This window comes from Pinibacter aurantiacus (genome assembly GCF_019130065.1).
Taxonomy (GTDB): domain Bacteria; phylum Bacteroidota; class Bacteroidia; order Chitinophagales; family Chitinophagaceae; genus Pinibacter; species Pinibacter aurantiacus.
Map to the genome: position 1 here is coordinate 425,009 of NZ_JAHSPG010000018.1, position 21,861 is coordinate 446,869.

Annotated in this window: 17 protein-coding genes; 11 read left to right on the forward strand and 6 right to left on the reverse strand. The window is 40.7% G+C overall.

Annotation, left to right across the window (positions count from 1 at the left end; translation table 11 throughout):
* The 7 genes from KTO63_RS25295 (at position 1) to KTO63_RS25325 (ending at position 12,243) form a co-directional block, all read left to right on the forward strand.
* A complete protein-coding gene (locus KTO63_RS25295) occupies positions 1 to 1,209 on the forward strand; it encodes a FecR family protein (protein WP_217794947.1) in 1,209 nt (402 codons plus the stop codon).
* A gap of 210 nt (positions 1,210 to 1,419) precedes the next feature.
* Positions 1,420 to 4,686 carry a TonB-dependent receptor gene (locus KTO63_RS25300; protein WP_217794949.1) on the forward strand — a complete coding sequence of 1,089 codons (3,267 nt, stop codon included), beginning with the start codon at positions 1,420 to 1,422 and terminating at the stop codon, positions 4,684 to 4,686.
* Positions 4,687 to 4,712: 26 nt separating this feature from the next.
* Positions 4,713 to 6,347, forward strand: coding sequence for a RagB/SusD family nutrient uptake outer membrane protein (locus KTO63_RS25305; protein WP_217794951.1), 1,635 nt, complete (start codon positions 4,713 to 4,715; stop codon positions 6,345 to 6,347).
* Positions 6,338 to 7,756: an aryl-sulfate sulfotransferase gene (locus tag KTO63_RS25310; protein ID WP_217794953.1), complete on the forward strand. Its 1,419-nt coding sequence runs from the start codon at positions 6,338 to 6,340 to the stop codon at positions 7,754 to 7,756. The genes KTO63_RS25305 and KTO63_RS25310 overlap by 10 nt, the downstream gene beginning before the upstream one ends.
* A 20-nt stretch (positions 7,757 to 7,776) precedes the next feature.
* Positions 7,777 to 8,778 (forward strand): c-type cytochrome, encoded by a 1,002-nt coding sequence (locus KTO63_RS25315; RefSeq protein WP_217794955.1) that lies wholly within the window; start codon positions 7,777 to 7,779, stop codon positions 8,776 to 8,778.
* A gap of 364 nt (positions 8,779 to 9,142) precedes the next feature.
* On the forward strand, positions 9,143 to 10,897 hold the full coding sequence (locus KTO63_RS25320; RefSeq protein ID WP_217794957.1) for a hypothetical protein: 1,755 nt from the start codon (positions 9,143 to 9,145) through the stop codon (positions 10,895 to 10,897).
* Between the two features lie 23 nt (positions 10,898 to 10,920).
* Positions 10,921 to 12,243, forward strand: coding sequence for a hypothetical protein (locus KTO63_RS25325; protein ID WP_217794959.1), 1,323 nt, complete (start codon positions 10,921 to 10,923; stop codon positions 12,241 to 12,243).
* Positions 12,244 to 12,731: 488 nt separating this feature from the next.
* Here KTO63_RS25325 and KTO63_RS25330 read toward each other — a convergent pair whose 3' ends face one another.
* Both KTO63_RS25330 and KTO63_RS25335 read right to left on the reverse strand, forming a co-directional pair.
* Complete coding sequence (locus KTO63_RS25330) at positions 12,732 to 13,535, reverse strand: hypothetical protein (protein WP_217794961.1); 804 nt, start codon at positions 13,533 to 13,535, stop codon at positions 12,732 to 12,734.
* 156 nt (positions 13,536 to 13,691) lie between these two features.
* Positions 13,692 to 15,110, reverse strand: a complete 1,419-nt coding sequence (locus KTO63_RS25335; RefSeq protein WP_217794963.1) for an SLC13 family permease — start codon at positions 15,108 to 15,110, stop codon at positions 13,692 to 13,694.
* A 398-nt stretch (positions 15,111 to 15,508) separates the two neighbouring features.
* Between KTO63_RS25335 and KTO63_RS25340 the strand changes: the two genes are divergently transcribed.
* Together KTO63_RS25340 and KTO63_RS25345 are read left to right on the forward strand one after the other, a co-directional pair.
* The gene (locus KTO63_RS25340) at positions 15,509 to 15,853 is read left to right on the forward strand and encodes a hypothetical protein (protein WP_217794965.1); all 345 of its coding nucleotides are present in this window, start codon (positions 15,509 to 15,511) and stop codon (positions 15,851 to 15,853) included.
* Between the two features lie 104 nt (positions 15,854 to 15,957).
* The gene (locus KTO63_RS25345; RefSeq protein WP_217794967.1) at positions 15,958 to 16,317 is read left to right on the forward strand and encodes a cupin domain-containing protein; all 360 of its coding nucleotides are present in this window, start codon (positions 15,958 to 15,960) and stop codon (positions 16,315 to 16,317) included.
* Between the two features lie 40 nt (positions 16,318 to 16,357).
* Here the strand turns inward: KTO63_RS25345 and KTO63_RS25350 are convergent, their stop codons facing one another.
* On the reverse strand, positions 16,358 to 17,035 hold the full coding sequence (locus KTO63_RS25350) for an ATP-binding cassette domain-containing protein (protein WP_217794969.1): 678 nt from the start codon (positions 17,033 to 17,035) through the stop codon (positions 16,358 to 16,360).
* A gap of 605 nt (positions 17,036 to 17,640) precedes the next feature.
* On the opposite strand from KTO63_RS25350, the gene KTO63_RS25355 reads away from it, so the two are divergent.
* Positions 17,641 to 19,221 carry an arylsulfatase gene (locus KTO63_RS25355; protein ID WP_217794971.1) on the forward strand — a complete coding sequence of 527 codons (1,581 nt, stop codon included), beginning with the start codon at positions 17,641 to 17,643 and terminating at the stop codon, positions 19,219 to 19,221.
* A 155-nt stretch (positions 19,222 to 19,376) separates the two neighbouring features.
* Here the strand turns inward: KTO63_RS25355 and KTO63_RS25360 are convergent, their stop codons facing one another.
* The 3 genes from KTO63_RS25360 to KTO63_RS25370 all read right to left on the reverse strand — a co-directional run bounded on the left by KTO63_RS25360 (position 19,377) and on the right by KTO63_RS25370 (position 20,953).
* Complete coding sequence (locus tag KTO63_RS25360) at positions 19,377 to 19,904, reverse strand: hypothetical protein (protein ID WP_217794973.1); 528 nt, start codon at positions 19,902 to 19,904, stop codon at positions 19,377 to 19,379.
* Between the two features lie 64 nt (positions 19,905 to 19,968).
* Entirely contained in the window at positions 19,969 to 20,412 is a 444-nt protein-coding gene (locus KTO63_RS25365) for a hypothetical protein (RefSeq protein WP_217794975.1), read from the reverse strand.
* On the reverse strand, positions 20,399 to 20,953 hold the full coding sequence (locus tag KTO63_RS25370; protein WP_217794977.1) for a hypothetical protein: 555 nt from the start codon (positions 20,951 to 20,953) through the stop codon (positions 20,399 to 20,401). Before KTO63_RS25370 ends, KTO63_RS25365 begins: the two co-directional genes overlap by 14 nt.
* 272 nt (positions 20,954 to 21,225) lie before the next feature.
* On the opposite strand from KTO63_RS25370, the gene KTO63_RS25375 reads away from it, so the two are divergent.
* Positions 21,226 to 21,831 (forward strand): RNA polymerase sigma factor, encoded by a 606-nt coding sequence (locus tag KTO63_RS25375; RefSeq protein WP_317195802.1) that lies wholly within the window; start codon positions 21,226 to 21,228, stop codon positions 21,829 to 21,831.
* The last annotated feature ends 30 nt before the right edge of the window (positions 21,832 to 21,861 follow it).

Here is a 21,861-nt window from a genome sequence, read left to right on the forward strand (position 1 = left end):
TTGGAAAATATCAACACCAGGCTTCAGGAGTTATTCAACAAAAACCAATGGACACCCGAAGAGTGTGAGTGGTTCCTGGAATTGCTCCGGTTAAAATCGCCGGCTGAGCTTCAACAATATTTCCAGGAAGATTATTTATCCAACCTTTTCAAGGAACAGCCTACCGATCTGCAACATGCTCAAAAATTATTGCAGCAAATTCATCAGAAAGCCGGAATTCAACCACGGGAAACGCCGGTCGTGCAAATGGCAGCCCGCAAAAAATGGTGGAGAATTGCCGCAGCAGCAATTGGCATTATTTCAATAGTTGGCATTGGTTACCTATTCATACCAAAAAACAATAAACAGGAAGCGCAATCTATCAGCCGCAAACATCTTCCCGCAACGGATGTAAGTGCGCCAAAAAACAGCCGTGCAATGATCACTCTCGCCAATGGCGACAAAGTATTTTTAGACAGTATCAACAAAGGACAACTGGCACTGGAGGATGATGTGAAGCTCATGAAGCTCGCAACAGGTGAAGTCATTTACCAGGCAGGAAATGGTGAAGCGTTAAAAGAAACCCGTTACAATACGCTGTCAAATCCGAAGGGAAGCAAAGTGGCCACCATCGTACTTTCTGACGGAACCCGCGCATGGCTCAATGCCGGCTCTTCGCTTACTTATCCCGTTAGCTTTATTGATAACGATAGAAAAGTTTCCGTGTCAGGTGAAGTATATTTTGAAGTTACTTCCTTGTTGGCCGAAGGGAAAAAAAGGCCATTTCTTGTACAGACCAATCACACTACTATCGAAGTGCTCGGCACTCATTTTAATGTAAATAGTTACGAGGATGAACCGGAAGCAAAAATAACGCTGCTGGAGGGCTCGGTACGGATTAGAAAGAATAACGAAAGCAAATTATTGAAGCCGGGAGAGCAGGCTCAAGTATCGTCCATTATAAGAGTGGTGGATGATATCGATGAGGAAGAAGTAATGGCATGGAAAGAAGGTTTTTTCCAGTTTGCAGGTGCGGATGTAGAAGAGGTGATGCGGCAGTTGTCTCGCTGGTACGACGTGGAAATTGTTTATGAAGGAAAGCCTGCTGAACAACATTTCCGAGGAGGAATTTCAAGAGATGTGGAAGTTTCCAAAGTGTTTGAAATGCTGGAATCAACAGGGGCTATACGGTTTCGCATAGAGGGTAAACGAATCATTGTAATGCCCTGAGAAATTTAAATTAAGACGATCCAAAAAAACAAGACCCCGGGGGCGGGGTCCTGCAATAGTCTGGATCAATTAATTATACAGGTCTCGCTAAAGACTGCTTTTTATTCAACCAAACCTGTTCCGGGGTAACCGGAACGAAACAAAGTTATGCATTTAACGATTGATTATGCTCCTGCATTAAAGGAGATTTTATCCAAAACACTGCGGATCATGAAACTGATTGCCATCTTCTTAACTTCATTCTGCCTCACAGCCGGCGCTGCCGGGTATTCTCAGAGGGTAACTCTTTCGGAAAGAAATGCCCGCCTCGAAAAACTGTTTAGAGAAATCAAAAAGCAAACGGGTTATGAATTTCTTTATACAGATGAAATGATGGAACAGACCGGAAGGGTGACCATTAAATTAAAAGATGCAGGGTTGGCCGATGCGCTGAACTCCTGCTTCAAAAACCAGCCGCTGAGTTATGACATTGTGGAAAAAACAGTGGTGGTTAAACCCAGGCCCGTTACGGTTTCCGGTATTGAAAAAATAGTAGTGCCCCCTGTAAAAGTAACCGGCACTGTAACCGATGAAAACGGCAAGCCTCTATCAAAAGCATCCGTAAAAATAAAAGGAACAGATAAGGGTACTGCTACCGATGACCTGGGAAATTTTTCCCTCGAAATTCCAGACAATGGCGCAGTGCTGGTTATTTCATTTGTTGGTTATGAATCGGTAGAAACGCGTCCTTCCGGTAAATCTGCCGTAACTGTATCACTCAAACTGCTCGATAACAAGACAGAGGAAATCGTGGTCGTAGGCTACGGAACACAAAAGCGAAAAGAAGTGTCCGGAGCCGTTGCTTCGGTAAAAGTGAATGAGTTAAGCGTGAACGCGTCTAACAACTTAACTTCTGCATTACAGGGTCGTGTAGCCGGCGTATCCGTGGAGTCAAACGGCGGCGCCCCGGGAGCTGGCTTGTCCATTACCATTAGAGGTTCAGGTACATTGGGAAACAATAATCCCCTCGTAGTTATAGATGGTATTCCATTCGGTAGTCTTGACGGGTTGAATCCTTCGGATATCCAGAGTATTGATATTCTTAAGGACGCTTCGGCTGCGAACATTTACGGCGCGAGAGCTGCAGGTGGTGTAATAATGGTTACCACCAAAACGGGACGAAAAAATACAACTCCCAGAATCCAATTCAATGGTGTGTATGGACGAAACAGCATCCCTAAAAGAATTTCAGTATTGAACAGTGACCAGGTCGTTAAAATATTTAATGATAACGGTGGTGCATACCCGCCTGCTAATGGTGTAAACACCAACTGGCAGAATGAAATTTTTACTACTGCCCCAACTTATAAAGCGAATATTGATTTGACCGGAGGCTCCGAACATTTTTTGTATAGCTTGTCGGGCAGTTACATAAAACAGACAGGCGCTGTTATCTGCTCAAATAACGAGAATGCCAATTTTCGCATTAAGTCTGTTTATGAAAAAGGACGCGTGAAAGTTGGAGAAACATTTATATATAGCAGAATAGGGGGCAGGGACTATGCGGGTGGCAGTGCTGACCAGACACATAGCACGATCATTACATCACTGATAGCTTCTCCTACCGTTCCTGTTTATGATCCCACAAATACCAATGGTGGCTGGGGTATGCGCCCGCCAGCATTGAAAAACCTGACAAATATTGTTGCCTTCCTGAATTCAACCAATAATCATAGCAATAATGCAAATGTTATTCTTGACGCGTTCACCGAAATCCGACTCGTCGATCAGTTGAAGTACAGGTTAAACGTTGGCTATTCTTCTAACCGGAGTTATCAAAACAACTATCAATTTCCATATTCTGATGGCAGTACAACCATAAAGAATCCGCAAACTGGCATGGGGTCTTATTTGACCACTCAATGGCTGGTAGAAAATATTCTTAGCTATGATAAAACTTTTGGCGTACACCATTTGTCAGCAATGGCAGGGTACTCTGCGCAAAAGGATAGTTCAAATGGTTTTGGCGTTAGTGCCTATTATCCGGCTTTAGGTTTGTACGGAATATCAGCTGCTACTTCGTGGGACAAGCCTTATGGTTCCACCAGTTCCAGCACCAGAACTTCACAATTTGGAAGGGTTACTTACGCTTATGATAATCGATATTCGGTATATGCGTCCATACGCCAGGATGCCTCATCTATATTTGACCCTGCTTACAACAAAGGATTGTTTTATGGTATTTCTGCTGCATGGGATGTGAACAATGAAACATTTTTTAAACAATCATCACTGTCAAACGTCATTGACTTCCTCAAGATCCGCGGAGGCATTGGTACACTTGGAAACGATCGCATTTCTTTGTATACCACGCAGGCGCTTTTAACCAGCAATTTAAATTTCCTTACAGATGGAGGAATGGTTATAGGAAACATTCCAAGTGGCGCACAATCACCCAAAGACCTTACCTGGGAAAAATCAAATACAACAAATATTGGCTTTGATGCAAACCTGTTGGATAGCAGGCTGACCGTTGTTTTTGATTGGTTCAAAAAACGCTCAGAAGGTGTATTGCTAAGCGTGCCTATTCCTTTAAGTACAGGTGTTAATGGTGCTCCTCCTGTAAATGCCGGTAATATCGACAACAGCGGTATTGAGTTAAGCATTAATTACGGCGAGCGAAAAAAAGATTGGTCCTACAACATCGGATGGAACATGTCTGCCATGAAAAATAAAATGGTAGCAGTAACAATTGGAAGCGGCAACCAGCAATTTGGAGATATACAACGCGGGATTGTCGGGTCACCCCTTGGTAGTTTTTTCCTCATTAAAAACCTGGGCACTTTCAAAACGCAAAAGGAAGTGGATTCATATGTTGACCAGCATGGCAATAAGGTACAACCGAATGCGCAACCAGGCGATCTCAAGTTTGAAGATTACAACCATGATGGTATAATTGATAACAACGATCAGCAATATGTCGGCTCTCCGATTCCTACTTTTGAAACAGGGCTTAGTGGAAATGCATCCTGGAAAAATTTTGATATCAATGTATTGTTGCAGGGAGTCTTTGGCAATAAGATATATAACGGGCCACGTTACTGGATGGAGAAAATGAATGAATACACAAACTTTTCCAGCAACGCTTTAGACGCATGGACCACTACCAACAATAATTCCAACTATCCTCGCTTTATTTTGGCTGACCCTAACCTGAATGCGAGGCAGAACAGCGACAGGTGGCTTGAAAATGGTTCTTACATCCGGTTAAAACGCCTTGAGCTTGGTTACACTTTGCCTACTGTTTTTACCAAAAACAAATTGGGTATAGAGCGTGCAAGATTCTATCTGTCTGCAGAGAACCTGTTTACCATTACAAAATACAGCGGTTTCAATCCAGATCTTGGCAATGGAGGCAACCCGCTAAGCAGAGGAAATGACTGGGGTGGCTATCCCATTCAAAGAGCTATCATGGCAGGCCTCACCGTATCTTTTTAAATATTAACATCATTAAACTTCACATAATGAACAAGATTTTTAAGCTGTCATTTATTGCCATCGCGATAATTGCAGTAGTTGTAATAGGATGCAAAAAAAGTTTTTTGGAAACCAGCAACCCTAACCAGCTTACCGAAGATAATTTTTGGAAAACAGAAGCTGATATAAAATCTGCGGTTGCTTCCGTTTACAGTCCAATGCGATTGCCTCTAAGCGGTTACTGGGGCGCTTTCAGAGGCTACCAGGACATCAACGCGTTGGGAGATGATGTGCTGACAATTCCCGGCGGAGAGCCTTCAACCATCCAGGTAGCTAATTTTATTAACGACGCAAAAAATGGAGATACACAGGACATATTTGCCAAACTATATAGTTGCATTTATCGTGCTAATCTGGTTATTGAGAATGCAGCTAAAGCAAACCTCGATGCAACGTTAACGAAGGGTTATGTTGCAGAAGCAAAATTTTTGCGCGGCTTGAGTTATTTCATTTTGGCATCCAATTATGGCGACGTACCGCTGAAAATAAGCGTTGCCCAGTCTTCAAGTGATGCTTTTGTTCCAAGTTCGCCGGTTGCTGATATTTACCAGCAAGCGATAAAAGATTTGTCAGAATCAGCAACAGACCTGCCGGTTACAAGAGCAGCAGGAGACAAAGGCAGGGCTACACGCGGAGCCGCTACTGCATTTCTTGGCAAAGCGTATTTGTATATCAAAGACTACGGAAATGCAGAAACAACATTGGCAAAGCTTTTAACGGCACCTTTCGATTACGATCTTATTGGCAACTATGAAGATAATTTTACCGACAAAAATGAATTCAACAAGGAATCTGTTTTAGAATGGGTATACGGGCCATTTAATAGCCAGTATAGTCCGTGGAACGAAGAAAGCGGTGGTAACGCTATGTACAACTATCGCCCGCAACTTACCGGCAGCCCTGCCAGTGGAGGATGGTTCAAGTATATTCCGTCACAATTTGTGGTAAAGGAGTTTAAAAAAGAACCAAGACCCGCAGGCTCCGATACAAAGTTTGATAAACGAATGTATGCTTCGCTGATGTGGAAGTATTCTGATTTTGGGGAGACCAATACAACCTGGTACGACAGTCAAACATTTGATGACCTGTGGGCTGCAGTATCCACCAGCATTGATAGATTTGAGCCTATTTATAAAACGTTTCCTGAAGGTAAGTTTCTAAATAAAAAATTTACCACTGCATGGCGCAACGCAAATGACGGTGATAATTATTGGGCAGCAGCTCCCTCTACCGCTAATGTGGAGGTAATGCGTTTTGCCGAAGTGCTTTTGCTTCATGCGGAGGCTGCATTATTGAACAACCATCCGGCCGAGGCATTAAAAGGAATCAACAGAATAAGAGTAAGGGCCGGGTTGTTAGCTAAAACAGCCGCAGACTTTCCTGCTGCGGCAGACATGATGACGGAAATCCAGCACCAGAAACTACTTGAAATGTATTTTGAGCAGAACAGGTGGAACGATTTGAAAAGATGGTATCCTGATGCCACTGCGTTGAAAACTTACATGTCTTCAAATCTTAAGCAGGGCGCTCAAAGAATTGAAAACAAGCATTACATTTTTCCAATACCGGCGGCGGAATTACAAACGAATAATAAACTTAGCCAAAACTCTTTATGGAAATAGTGAAGAAAGATTTCTTCCGGTTACTGCAGGCTCTGCCTGCAGTAACTTTTATTCTTATTGTAGCGCTGACTGGCTGCAGACCGGACTGCGGAGCCGAACTTATTTCTGTTAACGAAAAGTCTCCGGCCGGCAATGTATTGGCGCAAAAAATCAGTGTTGCTTGTAAAGAGAATGCAGATCTTTTTATCCGGTACTGGGAAAAAGAAAATAAAACAAAAGTTTTTTCTACACCTGTTTCTTCAGGCAAGAAAGAACATGTTTTTTCTTTGTTGTACCTGAGGCCCGCCAAGGCATACGAATACGAAGTGGTGGCAAAGAATGGCAACTGCGAAAGCAACGTAAGTGATGTTAGATCATTCGACACAAAAGAAATGCCCATGGCTATCCAGGAGATGGTAATGCCTGGCGAAATACAGCAAACATTACCGGAGCGGTTTGCAAAAGGTTTTTCGGTTATTGCTCGCCGTGACCTTCCGGGGCAGGTGTATATTTTAGATGCCCGGGGCAAGATTGTTTGGTACCACACCATCAGAGATGCAGGATTTAAAGTAGCGCACTACACAAAAGAATCAACCATCTTATCTATTGTCGCACCTCTGTCTTATCCTACCAGTTATGGCGATGAAATTCTGGAGATTTCACTTGCCGGCGATACAATATTTCATTTAAAAAAAGGAGAAAAGGGATTCGATAAAACCATTCACCACGAAGTGTTCTACAATGATGCGCATCAGTTGGTGACGCTCACACTGGAAAAAAAACTATTTGATCTGAGCCGCGTGGGTGGTGCAAAAGCGGATACAGTAACTGGCGATGGAATTCTGATATTGGACGCAATGGGGAATAGGATCTGGAGTTGGTCAGTTTTTGACGTGGTGGACCCTGCTGCCGATCCGGATATACTGAAAAACAAGACTGACTGGCTTCATGCCAACGGATTAAGTGTAGACACAGATGGTAACTACCTGTTGTCATTTTATCAATCGGGCCAGGTATGGAAGATCAATGCAAAAAGCGGAAAGCTGATGTGGAAAATTGGTCGCGGCGGTGACTTCAGTTTTCCTAAACAAGAACCTATGTTTTACGAATCGCACGCAGTGCACCGGACCGCAAACGGCGAATTGATGTTGTTTGAAAATGGCACTAATAAAAAACGTTCAAGAGTATTGGCATACACCTTAGATGAACCCGGTCGTAAAGCGAATACAGCCTTGTCCATCGAGTTGCCAATGAATCTTTACAGCGAAAGAATGGGAAGTGTCTATCGGGTAGACGATGCAAGTCTTTTGGTTTGCAGTTCACAAGCCCATGCTGTTACGTTGCTGGACAATACAGGGAAAAATTTATGGAATGTAATCACCGGTTTTATCCCGTACCGGGCAGAGTTTATAGATAGCCTGCCTTTATAGCTACAAATAAAAAAATAAGTATGAAATTAATTCATGTTATAACCGGATGTTTCCTGCTTGCCATTATTGGAATAAACTTTGTTTCCTGCAACAACAGCGAAGCAGGAAAGGGGATTGACGAACCAACGCCTATAAACTCCGGCAATTCGTTTTATCTCGACTCAGCCAAGATTCCCGAAGGGAAATACGGCGATGCGATCAGGTATGGACGGAGTTTGATGCTGCATACCTCACAATTGATTGGCCCTGATGGTACAAACGGTCATTACACCAACAATAAAATGAATTGTACCAACTGCCACCAGGATGGCGGTACCAAACCTTATTCATTCAACCTGCAAACAAGTTTTAGAAGGTATCCCACATACCGTGCAAGGGAGGGCAAAGTTTTGACACTTGCAGAGCGTATCAACAATTGCATTATGCATCCGCACCTTGGTAAGCCTTTACCGTTGGACAGTAAGGAAATGATTGCATTCATGTCATACCTTAAATGGATCAGCGATTCTTCGCAAGTAGCGATGAATACACCCGGCGTGAAAAACGTGGATATTGTTTTCCCTGATTCCGCCGCGTCTTCTGCAAGAGGCAAACAACTATACTATGCCCATTGTGCAAGATGTCATGGCCAAAACGGAGAAGGAGTGATGCGCCCCGATAATGTGGATTACATCTACCCACCGCTTTGGGGACTTAAATCTTATCAACCGGGTTCAAGCATGCACCGTGTAATCAAAATGGCACAATGGCTGGTGGCCAATATGCCGCATGATTCTGCAACCCAGCTTAAACCTGTACTCACATCTGCGCAAGCGCTGGATATCGCCGCTTTTGTAAATGACGACGCCATTCATCAACGTCCAAAAGTTGAAGAATTTCAATACCCCAATAGTGAGGAAAAGGCAATTGATTACGACAGGGGACCATTTGCCGATACGTTTTCAACCTTCCAGCATAAATACGGCCCTTATCCACCCATTATAGAGTATTGGAAAGCCAGGGGAAAAAATATGTCCTATTAATTCAGGCATTTTCAAACCCTGTAGTAAGTTCCTCTGAAACCACAAGAGAAGACAAGTCAAAAGAAGGTGAGCAGATTGGCGATGCCATGTCTGTTCACCTTTTTTGATTTCAGCCCCATGATCTACACAGCACTATTCTCAGGTAAATTGGTTTGCGGTCATGTGCTTCCGTTTTAGGTTGGCGTATTAAAGATGGAGAACGAGCCGGTGACTTCTTTGAAAAAAGGAGCAGGAAAAGTCGAATATTTTTAAAAGATCGAAGGAACATATATCTTTAAACAAGAATATCTCCCCTATAAACACTTTCCTTGTCAGCATTGTGTTGTTGATAATTTATCCGGCCAATCATCTAAACCATTAAACCATGAAGGCATTACCAATTGTATTCGCAGGGCTTTTTATTGCCCTTAACGTTCACGGCCAGGAAAAAAACAGTTTTCACTCCACTGTGAAGCTGGAAGAGCTCTCCAATAAAAAAGACAAATCGGTAGACTCCGTAGCACTGGGCGACCTCAACGAAATTTATATCAAAATAGACTCCGCTTCTTTTGATACAACAAAGACAAAAGCTAAAATATTCAGCAGCCTCGACGGCGGAAAAGCTGACATTTTCCCAACCATATCGTCGACAAAATTCACAGTAGGCAGTGATGGCAGCCTTACAGTTAAGTTTGTTTTCTGGGAAGAAATATCGCTTCCTAAGCCACGCACGCGCAATATGCAAACAGTAACATATCTTGAGGACAGTGTCTATAAAAAAGATGGAAAAGAAGTTACTGCAAAGGTGCCACGAACTGAAAGCATCGAAAGTAAATCCTTAAACACATTTATAAATACACTAGGCAGCTCTAATAAAGTCTTCCAAAATGTAACAGAGGCTAAAGATGTAACCGATACTGTCAACCAGGTTTCGCATGTCGACGAAAGAACAACCACACTCGTTTTTGCAAAGGACGTAAAGCCTAAAACGCAAGCGCAGCAGGTAGGCGACGAAGCCTCTGACCGGGCGAACTACGCCCTTAGTCAGCCCGCAGAATTTCAAAATGTTGGCAAAATAATTATGGTTTCAGAAGACATTCCAGTGTGTGAGAAAAAGGACAAAAAGGTTGATACGCTAAGCATGTCTAAAATAAAATCCGTCGAGATCAACATTCAAAACGGCGTTATCATGAGGCGCGGGTTACGCGTTGAACTCGCAGATGGACGAAAATTTACAAACGAAAAGTCGCCCATTAATTTTCCTTCTTTTGGAAAAAGAACAGGAGACAGGTTATATAGAACAGACATGAGATTTCATGAGTATGTTCAATTAGGAGATGTTATAGACTATGTTACCACCGGTAGGTTTAGCTATCCGGATGACACTACTTTTGTTTTAAATGAAGATCATCCTAAGCAGCTTTTAGTTGCTGCTTCCTCTCTCAACAACCTATTGGACGTAAGCATATATACTGACCTGTTGGGTTTATTAGATCATAAACCAAACGGATTAATACAAACCGAAGTTGCAGGCAATTTCCAAAGCAACTCTGCCATTCTTCCAAACACCGATATAGGTTTTCATAATTTCATGCGACCCTATGTGCGGCTGTCAAAACTGGATAGCAAGTATGCAAGTCTGGATTCCAGCAACATCAAGGCGGGCCCTGGCAATAAAGACACTGTCAACCGGACTTATCTCAACCAGATTTCCTATCTCCAGGCAGGCATTCTCATGAATATCGTACGATTTGGTATTGGCATAAATCAAACTATCTACGTGAATATTGGAGCCGATGTCAATCTAGTAAATACGGACAGTCTCTATAAGCAGGATATAACCTTCTTCAATTATTACCCCGAGATAGCATACAATATCGTTAGGTTAAACAACTTTGGAATGGATTTGACATTGCGTTTCCTGAATCAATATTTAGGCGGAAGCAGCAAAGACAAGTTTGTTAACAATACCGGCATCTGGATATTTAAACCACAAGCCACCTTATACTATTACCCTTCAAAGGACATCAGCAAGAAATTATATCTACGTTTCAACTATTATGCAAATTGGAGCGACAATCACTACAATTTCACGCAGTTTCAACTTGGCTACAAAACCAATCTGTCATTTAAAAAATGACGTAACTGAAATAAAAGTAAGATATGAAACCACTATTGATAATATTTCTTGCTGTCATACTTTTTGCAGTATATAAGCTATACCTGGCATACACGAAAAGTCAATTATTGCCCGGGCCCAACGCAGAGAGATTAGGTACGCAGACGGTAAATGCACGCATCTATCACCAGCTGCTATTGGATGGAAGCCCCTGCACGTTTAAGCATGATGCATTTATAATATGCTTTGAAAAAGCGTACAGAAACAAATTGCAAAAGGTAAACGGACAAGAGAAAGAATTTTCAGTAACAGACCAATATACGATTTTCGATCTTGATACAAATCTTGCTATTCTTGACAAAAAAGGTTTACAGGATACCAAAGACCTGGTCAAGCGAACATTAGATGACCCAAAGCCAATTGTGATGACACATTGGATTGAAACCAGTGAAAAGGGATATGCGATCAGGTACAACGCGTACGATCATTTAACCAACGCATCTTATGATTTACCGGAACGCGCAAATACCGAGTATGAAAGTATAGGCGAGCTGATCAAGGACAAAATTGATAAAAAAGAATATACGCATCTGATAATCGCATGCACCGGCTGGAATAATTACCAGGACAATTCTTTGGAAACTTATCACAGGTGGCTCAGCTACATCCAAAACGCCGCCAATGAAGACAAGCGAGGAGATTCATTCAAGCCTTTCTTTATTGGCATAACGTGGGCGTCGCGCTGGCCGGCGCCGGCTATTAGTTTTTTCAACAAGGCCAATGATGCAGACGAACTGGGCATGACGCATATCTGCACTTTATTATGGAAATACATTTTACCCAAGTTGAAAAATACAATTCCTGTAATTACGATTGGCCACAGCTTTGGCGCACGTATTATGTCACGGGCAAACCATAGTCGTTTCATGCATACAGGATGGGATACTACCACACACGTTGATCTGGCCATTGAATTCCAGGGAGCTTATTCTATTTCCAGGTTTTGCGAAAAGAAAGGAAACAACGGTGGCATGTATACCGTTGATATTCCTGTAAAAAAACATTTCATGACATGCAGCAGGTATGATCATGCGGTAAAGCAAGCCATTTACACAAAAAGTTATATTGGAGACAACAAATCTATTGGACGTTTAGAAGACAACAAAACTGCCTCGCTTTTTTTTGAATTTAATGAAACAGACAGTACGGGCCAACTTGCACACCCGGTGCAGGATAAGCCAAAGGTATTGGTAAACGCAGAGAATATTATTTTCAGGATAAGCAGTTTTTTGGCGGGTGCACACGGAGATGTGAGCAATCACGAAACCGGAAGATTTATGTGGGAGTTAATCAAAAAATACACCTAACCATAACCGTTATAATACACCACATATGGTTTACCGCAATTTTTTGCAGTTCGAATAATGTGCAGTTCCTCTGGTTCTAACTCATTGCTTTGTCTTGATATTTCTATTATTTTGATTTGTTCGTCATTGTACTTTTTGGGGAAATAAATCGCTTCGTTCGCATTAGACCCGGAAATTTCTTTTTCAGAAACTTCAGAATAACTATAACCATTGCCGATACAATCAATAAGACCATTAGTGGATGAATTTTTATAAGGTTACTTGATTTTGTTTTCTGAAAGTTCAGATGTCTCTCACTTTTGATTTAAATACAAGAGGAGAGTTCTAAGGTGCTCCGGATTTCCCCGGAAATGCAGCTATCCAGAGCACTGTGACACGTTTCAATCAATTCAAAAGTAGGCAATAGTGATTCACCGCAATTTCGAAAATCGGCAAATCACTTATAAAAAATGGCTTTAGCATTTCCTTGCATTTTCGCTCTGCTAACGTTAATATTTTGAAAGCATGTTTGAAAGATTTTGTAAGGAGTCGAAGTGGTCATCTGATAATGTTTGTAGTTGGCCGTTCAAATCCGCAAGTCTTTTTGTAAAAGCTGTATATATATCTGTATAGAAATCTTCCAATTCATTTGAATAATATTTTGATCGATCCGTAGCGACTTTATCATTTTGTGAGCCATCTTTCATTTGCATCTGGTAATGCCTGATTTTGTCAATAATTTCTAAGTGCAATTCAGCGTGCATAGATAGTATTACTTCATCCTGGTAATCTAACAATTTTGACATTTTATCTTTCAATCGATCTCTTGCCTCAGTCAAAAATAAGGGGCCGTTATTGTACATTGAAAGATATTCATCACGCCTTTCTATTAAATGAATTTGTAGTTTATCAAGTTCATTTTTAATGAAATGATCAATGTCATTGTTGGTAAAATTTGTATTAAAAGCGGGCATGCCAATTTTAAGCGACAACCGTTTTACATTTTGGATGCCCAGTCTAAAACGAAATCTTTTTAGCGACCGCTTATCGTAGAGATGTTCCTTTGTTGCTGTGTAAATAAAACACACTATTACAATTGGAGCCGCCAACAAAATTATTCCTGAAATGACTACAACTATTTTAAGCAGGCTTGCCATTGCTTTCGAGTGGCCATCTAAAAATGTAAAAAATTGACCTAGTTCTTTGTCAAAAAACAACCAGCATAATCCAGGTGTAAAAACGATAGTAGAGAGTGCTATTATTCCAACGATCGATAGAAATGATTCAATCCTTTTTTTTGTTATGGGATGCATGATTCCTGGTTTTAATACAATGAAAGGGTGGATGCATAAGATGTTTACATATTTGTATTGGTTGTATATATGAAATGTTATCGTTGATAAATAGCTACATTGGTTGGGAGATTGAGCTCTTGCAGGTAAAATCCGGGCCATCCGTAAACGACGCGTTTAAAAAATAATAAACATCAACAATGCAATCAGCAAAGGCGCGATACCGCCTAACAGAAGGCCAACTGTTCTAAAATCCGACGCATGCAGAACCCCTGAGCTGTAAGCAATGGCATTGGGAGGAGTAGAAATTGGTAGTATAACAGCTGAGGAGGCAGAAAGTGCTATTAGTGTACAAACAGCCACGGTGTGCGTGGGTAGTAAAGTCGCTCCAATAGGAATTAAGATACTCGCCGCAGCTGTAGTGCTCATAAAATTGGAAACAATGCTGGTCATATATGCGAGTATTATAAAAATGAAAAGGATCGAGGACGAACCAAATTTGATCGCATTTACAAAATAATCTGCAAGACCGGTATTCGTTACGGCCATGCCCAGCGTAAGGCTACCAGCTACCAGTATCAATGTGTCCCACGGAAGTTTGGGAATATCATCGGCCACGATAATGCCAGTGGCAGTGTAACATACAATGGGAACAAATGAGATGACAGCCAGCGGAATATTGATATAGCTTGAAAATACCCAAAGTACAATCGTGAGAATGGTGATGATAATGGCCACAGTTCGCCTTAAGATGGTTTCGCTATCCGGCTGTGCCGTGTTTTGTTCCGCAAACAGCTCATCTATGTTTACACGATCAAGGCTTGAATGATAAAAACGCTTGAGAAACCGCCAAAGCCAATAAACCAGGAACACACACAATGGCAAACCAAAATAGAGCCATTCCGTGAAACCCATTCTAAGCCCTTTTGATTCTATAACACCTGCAGCTATAAGATTGGCTGGAGTTGAAATGATGGTGCCCATGCCGCCCACCGCTGCAGTGATGGCAACACCTAAAACAAGGCTTTTTGACAAAGGGTCATCCTTGCCGAGTTTGTCTGTAAGCGGTGTTATGGTTATCAGCATCAACGCTGCCGTGGCAGTATTTGACATGAATAAAGAAAGGACCAGTGTAACAAGCATTACACTAAATAAAACCTGGTGTGGTTTTTCACCAAAACGTTTTAATGTATACCTCGCAAACAATTTATCCAGCCCTGTATTGACGGCACCCTGGGCCAGGAAAAAGCCGCCCATAAGGAGCCACATCATCGGGCTTGACCATGTATTGACATACTGCTCCCAATGTCCCTCCGTCTTCTTGTCTGCAATGAACACAACAGCGAAACCCATAATGAGCAGGCTCACAGCAAAAGGAGGAATGGCTTCTGTTATCCATAAACCTGTAGCGAGAATTAAAAGGAACAATGCATTTCTTGTTTCCAGTTGCAAACTTGTCAGGTTCAATAAGCCTATGGCCAGTGCCGCAAAAAAAGAAGTCACAACAAGATTATACACATTGCGTCGCAAGGGCGATCGGTTTCTCCTTCTCTTCAGTCCGTTCCAGATTGTTTTTATCGCTTTGAAAATGTCCATCAGTAGCGTATGATTTTTGAAATGCCAGATGCAAAGAATACAAATAAAGTGTGATTTGGTTCGATATCGAGGCCTTCACACAACAAGCATGGGAGGTGCGATTGCCGCATTCATCGCCAGAACTTTTCCGCATAACCGGACGGATTCTCCGGCGGCATTTTTCTGTACAACAGGACAGGTTTAGATAAGGACGAAAATGACTGGTTCTACAGCAGTTGGTTGGAATAAAAATTTATAAATGGATGATAAATGTGATCGGTATTTATTATTTTGTTTGTTTTTTAACCCTGATTAAAAACAAATAAACTTTACCGTGTTGCAAGCTATAGAATGTTTATGTTCTTGAAACTTGCATTACCCAAAAACATTCCTTACGAAACCCAAACCCAAAAATCATCATGGAAACATCCGTAGTTACTCAATCTGCCTCAAAGACGCAAATTTACAACCAGGCAGCCCGCCTTCTTATTGAAGAAAAACAATCTTCTGAACAGGCAATCCAATCTTTAATAAGCACCGGCGTTGACGAACTAGAAGCGACAACTGCAGTAGAGGACCTTCATGGACAAATTATTGCTGCCAAGAAAAAGCATGCGGAAAAAGATATGCTTTACGGCGCACTCTGGTGTGTCGGCGGAACTGTTGCCACACTAGCCAACATAGGTTTTATATTTTGGGGCGCCATCGTTTTTGGAGGCATCCAATTTTTCAGAGGCGTTATTAATCACACATCCGCTAAGTAAAGTTAGTGCCTCTTAACAGTACCATTAAAAAGTAGTATCCTGTCAATAGTCGATCGATCTTTGCAAGGCGGCATAGAAAATATATAACAGACAACTTTTTAAAAATGGAAAAAGTAATCATTGAAGAAAAACTGACATTATTCTCTGAGTATTGGAGTCCAAAAATTGTTGGCGAACTAAATGGACAACATGTTAAACTTGCAAAATTTAAAGGTGCTTTTGTCTGGCATAAACATGACAACGAGGATGAAATGTTTTTAGTAGTCGATGGTGTTTTGAAAATGGAATTTCGGGACAAGACGATTGAAATTTCAAAAAACGAATTTTTAATAGTTCCGAAAGGAATAGAGCATCGGCCATATGCAGAAAATGAAGTGGCTGTTCTGCTTTTTGAGCCTGCCACCACTCTAAACACCGGCGACAAAGAAAATGAATGGACAAAACGCAATATAGACAGCATATAAAAGGGAAATGTATTTTCTGACCAAAGGTTTGAGGTTAAAGTTATGGCCTCAAACCTTTGGCTGTTGCCGGTAAATAGCCGAATTCTTCCATGTCATTGTTGTTGTTTAAAAGATGAGTTTTACCATTGGTAAGCACATATGCAGTATCGGCAATATCCAATATTGCGTTATATAGATGATCTGTGAGAATAATTCCCTTGTTTAGTTTTTCTTCAATCATTAGTTGACTGATTTTTTCTATTTGCAAAGGCATTAAATGAGTAAAGGGCTCATCTAAGATGACGAACTGCGTTTTTGATTTTAGTATTAGGTAAGTTTCAAGGAAACGCCTTTCTCCTCCGGATAAATTGCCGACCCTTTGATTTAGCTTAGTGGTAAATTCAGGAAAGCGATTGTCGAATTCGATAAAATCCAATTCAAAATCTTTAAAAATCCGCTTTAACCTTAAAAAGCCAGGTACAAAATTGAATTGAGGTAAGAATCTTAATAAATCGGGTCTGCTAAAAGGATGAGCTATTTGTTTACCATCAAACCGAATTGATTTATCCTGCGTCTCCAATTCCCCATATATAATCTTAAACAGGGAAGTCTTTCCTTGTCCATTTCTACCTAGCAGTGCAGTTATTTTTGTAGTCTCGCATTTTAAATATACATCAGATAATATCATTCGTTCACCAAACGAAAGCCGGATGCTGTCAAGCTCTAAAACGTGTTTCATCGTAATTTATTTACCTGAACAATTGTGAAGAGATATAGTAGAATGTCGAAAACTAACGTAGTTGTCCATAGAATTTTCTTTGATACCCCCAGATTTTGATAGTAATAAAACTCGCGGCTTTTATTGGTTCTAATGAAGTGGTAGATAATAAACAGTGTTACTAGTTTGCCCAAAAATAGCGTGGCAAAAATAGGATAACCATATTCCCAAAATAAATACGAGAAAGCTGATGTTAATAGGAAGCTCGCAAAAAAATAGCTACGATAGAAGGTTGTAATTACTCTTATCTTAAACAAGATCGTCTTCATGTAGTTCTCTTTTGTACATATAAATGTAGCATGTCAATCTTTTCTATTTTGTTAAATGCGTTTTTTCAAACTATAACAGGGGCGTTTTTTTACTAGCATTTTCAAATCTTCGCATACGGACCAATGATAGGTGCGACAGACCTTAAACCTTGCTTTATTGCCCGCACTCATACATGGTCAGGATAACAGTTTTGTTGGTGAAAAATTGCCGGGTTCGAACAAAAAATGCTATGAGCTGTTTTGGCTTATTTGTTAAACGGTCATTCAAAATCAATTTTTTACAAAAACAACCTGGTCATGAAGAGACTCATTGCAATAATCTCGTGCCTATTATTTCTCACAACTATTAAGGCTCAACAAAATTATTTTAATCCTACTGTTAAGGTAAAGGACTACCTGGAACCAGCTATACCACATCCAACACAGGATGCTGAGATGAAAGCTAAACTATCGCGCCTGCCCAAAAAGCCAAACATTCTCATTCTGCTGATAGATGACATGGGATATGGCGATATCGGCGCATTTGGTGGAGGCTATGCAATTGGCGCACCAACGCCTTATATGGACAAACTCGCGCATGAAGGTTTACAACTTACCTCAACTTACTCGCAACCTACCTGCACGCCAACCCGCGCTGCGTTGATGACGGGCAGGATACCTGCACGCTCAGGACTTACAAGACCAACGCTGACCGGCGAACACCCGAAGGTAAATCCCTGGGCATCTGAAAACACGGCGGCAAAAATCCTTTCACAGAGTGGTTATATAACAGCTATTTCAGGAAAATGGCACTTAGGTGAAACGGAGGGAAGCCTGCCAAACGATGTGGGATATGATGAGTGGCTGGGGTTTTCCGGTGTGCAATCAGAATATGCGCAGTTTGTAAATGAATGGATATATCCAGACCTGATCAACAAACCCGAAAGATACAATGCCATGAAAAAATTGGTAGAGCAAGCGATAGTTACCGGTAAAAAAGGTCAGAAAAATAAAGTAGTGCAGCCAATAGAAAATATCAATGACCTAGCGAAAGTTGACCAGATCTTTGCAAACTACAGTGAAGATTTTATCAAACGGGCTGTGAAAGACAACAAGCCTTTTTACCTGATACATTCATTTTCAAAAGTGCATAACGACAACTATGTTTCGGAAGGGTATAAAGGTAAAAGCCCCGCTGCATTTCCCTACAAAGATGCAGTGGTAGAAGTGGATGATATTGTGGGCAGATTGATGAAACTGTTAACCGATTTGAAAATAGATGACAATACGCTTGTGTTCATCACTTCAGATAACGGCCCTAATGAAGATGTGTGGCCCGACTGCGGCTATACACCCTTTAGAGGGGGAAAAGGAACAACCTGGGAAGGAGGAGTAAGGGTTCCGGGAATTGCCTATTGGAAAGGAATGATCAAGCCGGGAAGGATCAGTGATGGACTGTTTGATCTTTGTGACTTGTTTAATACTTCTATATCGCTTGGCGGCGCCTATAGCAAAATACCTGCAGCCAATTATATCGACGGCGTTGATCAGTCATCATTCCTTTTATCCGACACCGGAAAATCCAATAGAAATGCGGTGTTCATGTATTCTGAAACATCTTTAATGGCCGTGCGTTGGCAGGAATATAAAATGCATATCAAAGTGTTCAACACCTCTGCTAAAAGGAAAAATATTGATGAATCAACCATTGAAGGCACCGGCATGAGTCCGTGGGTTTATAATCTATACTCAGATCCGAAGGAGCAAATTAGTAGCGGGCACCGGTTTTTCGAGTGGGGTTTGCCTGGAATGTTGGGACTGGCGGGTGCTCATTTGGCCACGTATCAAAAATATCCGATGAAGGATATTGGGTTGAAAAAGCCGGGGTCAGATGATTAAAAGTGGTATTTAATAAAGTATAAGCTTTGTTGTTGTTCCTAAACTAATTCCAAAATTGCGAAGCTGTGTCCATGTGAATGAAGTTGTTGATGCGGAGTAATAAAACAAAAGTCGATGTTGCGTTGCGTCAAAGATTTTGCACAAACATTTTGTTGTCAAAAATTATTTTTTGTAAACCTTGCAAAAAAACTTTTCGCATCCTCCAACAACGAAAACTTCACCATGTCAATATACCTCTTGGGATTCTGTTCTAGGCTCTTAAAAACCACTTTTCCCTCATTATAAAATTCTTCTTTTTTAAAAAATGTTGTCGCGAGCGAGTCCATATTTTTTAACTCAAGAGTTCCATAAACCAATTTGTTTTCCTTGAAGTAATAAGTTTTATAAGTATTTATATCAAGATTATCATGGTAGTGAATTCTATAAACTGTATCACCTTTTAAATTTGATAACGTATAAATACCACAACCTCCAACAACCTTATCGTTTCTCTTGATTATGCCATCAACAACAGATTTCATGAAGCCTTTGTCTTGTGCATAATCAAGATTGTTTATAGAGTCAATGTGATTTACGTAAAGTCTGATTTGATGAACCAACAAACTGTCTGTTTGTGCAATTGCAGAATTACAAAAGGAAATTGAGAAAATTATAGTCGTTATAAAGTATGTTAAGTATCGCATAGAATTTCTGTCAATGTTTAAGGAGCGAAGAAACAGATGTCGGCATTGGGTAGCAGGATGAAATTTAATTTCCTGCCATGTCAGGGTACTGTACTTCAGCCCATAGTATACATTTGTTTAAGTCGATAATATATATCCATGAATTTTTTCCTTTTGTTCCTGTTACAAAGAATTTATTATCAAAATTGTTGAAATCCGGCAACTCCTTTTTAAGAGAATGTACGCCTAAAAATTGTGAAGGATAAATTCTTTTAAGGGGTTCAAACTTATAGTCACTGATGAATTTTCTTAATGCAAAACTGTCAATCTTAAAAGATGAACATGTATAGAACTCGCCATTGTCGTATGTTTCAATAATTTTAATGGCCTTAGGAAATTTAATATTGGTAACACGTTCATAAAACTCTTTGTCAAAAGAAGCACACGAGAACAGGAAAAATAATACGAAAGGAAGTGTTATAAAAATTATGTTTCTATAGCGATCGTGTATGCCTTTATTTTTGTTCATATTTTTTAGATGAAATAAGCTGCCCCGCATTGTATTTTTCAACTCTTAGGGTGTCGCCTTTTTTTGTAAAATATGTCCATGTGCTATCTTTCTTAAAGGCATTTTCACCGTTCTTTTTTTCATCCAGAGAATCTGCGATAAAATACATCTCCACATATTTTTGCTGGTCGTTAGATGTATAATACCACGATTCAGACTTAAATATTTTCCCGTCTGCGGGTCTGTATGAGCTTGAGGACCGTAATGATTCTGGTGTGGGATGTGTAAACAGATAACCAAAATACAAAGGAATTGGCGTGCAAAACAGAAGGGTTAGTATCGTCGATTTTGTCTTGCCGGTTGTAAATAATATCCTGCGTCGTTTTAAAGCCAGGATAATAGTTAGAATAATAGTTGTAATCCAAACGGCTGGCATCCATAATACAACAAAAGCTAAGGAAGCTCCGGTTCCGCCGGGTTGACTAGCTGCATAATCGTACAAAATAATTGTCAAAATGTTAGCAATAATGGCAATGAAGATAAAGGGTCGGAGTTGTGTCATGTTATGATTACCTGCAAAGGGTTTGGGTGGTTAAAAAGTGAACATACTAATTATCCGGCAAAATTATAAAATGAAGCAAAAAGGTTTTCTTAAATACATCACCATTTACAAGTAAACACTTATTAAAATTTCATGAAATACAAATCAAGTTATTGATCAAACTGAATGTGAGTAGCTAGTAACCGAATTGTGCCTTTCTTTTGTTGTAAATTGACCACAGGCAGTTGCGGGTTAGTTTTTCCCCTATATTTACTATTTCCCATTTGGTTAAGGTGTTGGCGACTGATAATTTACATAACGAAGACGAACTGCTAAAACGGACTGCTGAAGGCGACGAACGCGCCTTTGCATCACTATTTCATGCCTATCACCAATCACTGGGTTTGTATATATTTAAGCTAACAGATTCACGGGCCATTGCAGAAGAAATCGTTCAGGAAGCCTTTATAAAGGCCTGGCAGCATCGGTCGACGTTAGCGGATATCACCAATTTCAAGTCATGGCTCTTTACGGTTTCCAGAAACCACGCTTTGAATGCTATGCGGGATCATTCCCGGCAGCTTTTGAAGCACAATGAGTGGCTAAAACAACAAAACCTGGCTTCCGAGATGGAAAATAACGCAGATGTTATTTATTTAAACAAAATAATAGCCGAAGCCATCGCCGGATTGCCTGCGCAACAACAAAGAGCCTATTTGCTGAGCCGCGAAAATGCGATGACACATGCCCAGATCGCTGCAGAAATGCAGATCTCTCCCAATACAGTAAAGCGCCATATCTCCATTGCGCTGCAAACCATTACCAATTATTTACGGACACATTACCCCGATCTGCTGGTGGTTTTTGGGATCATTTTTGGCGTTTATAAATCAGCCTGAAAAAAAATAATAAAAATTTCATTTTCCATT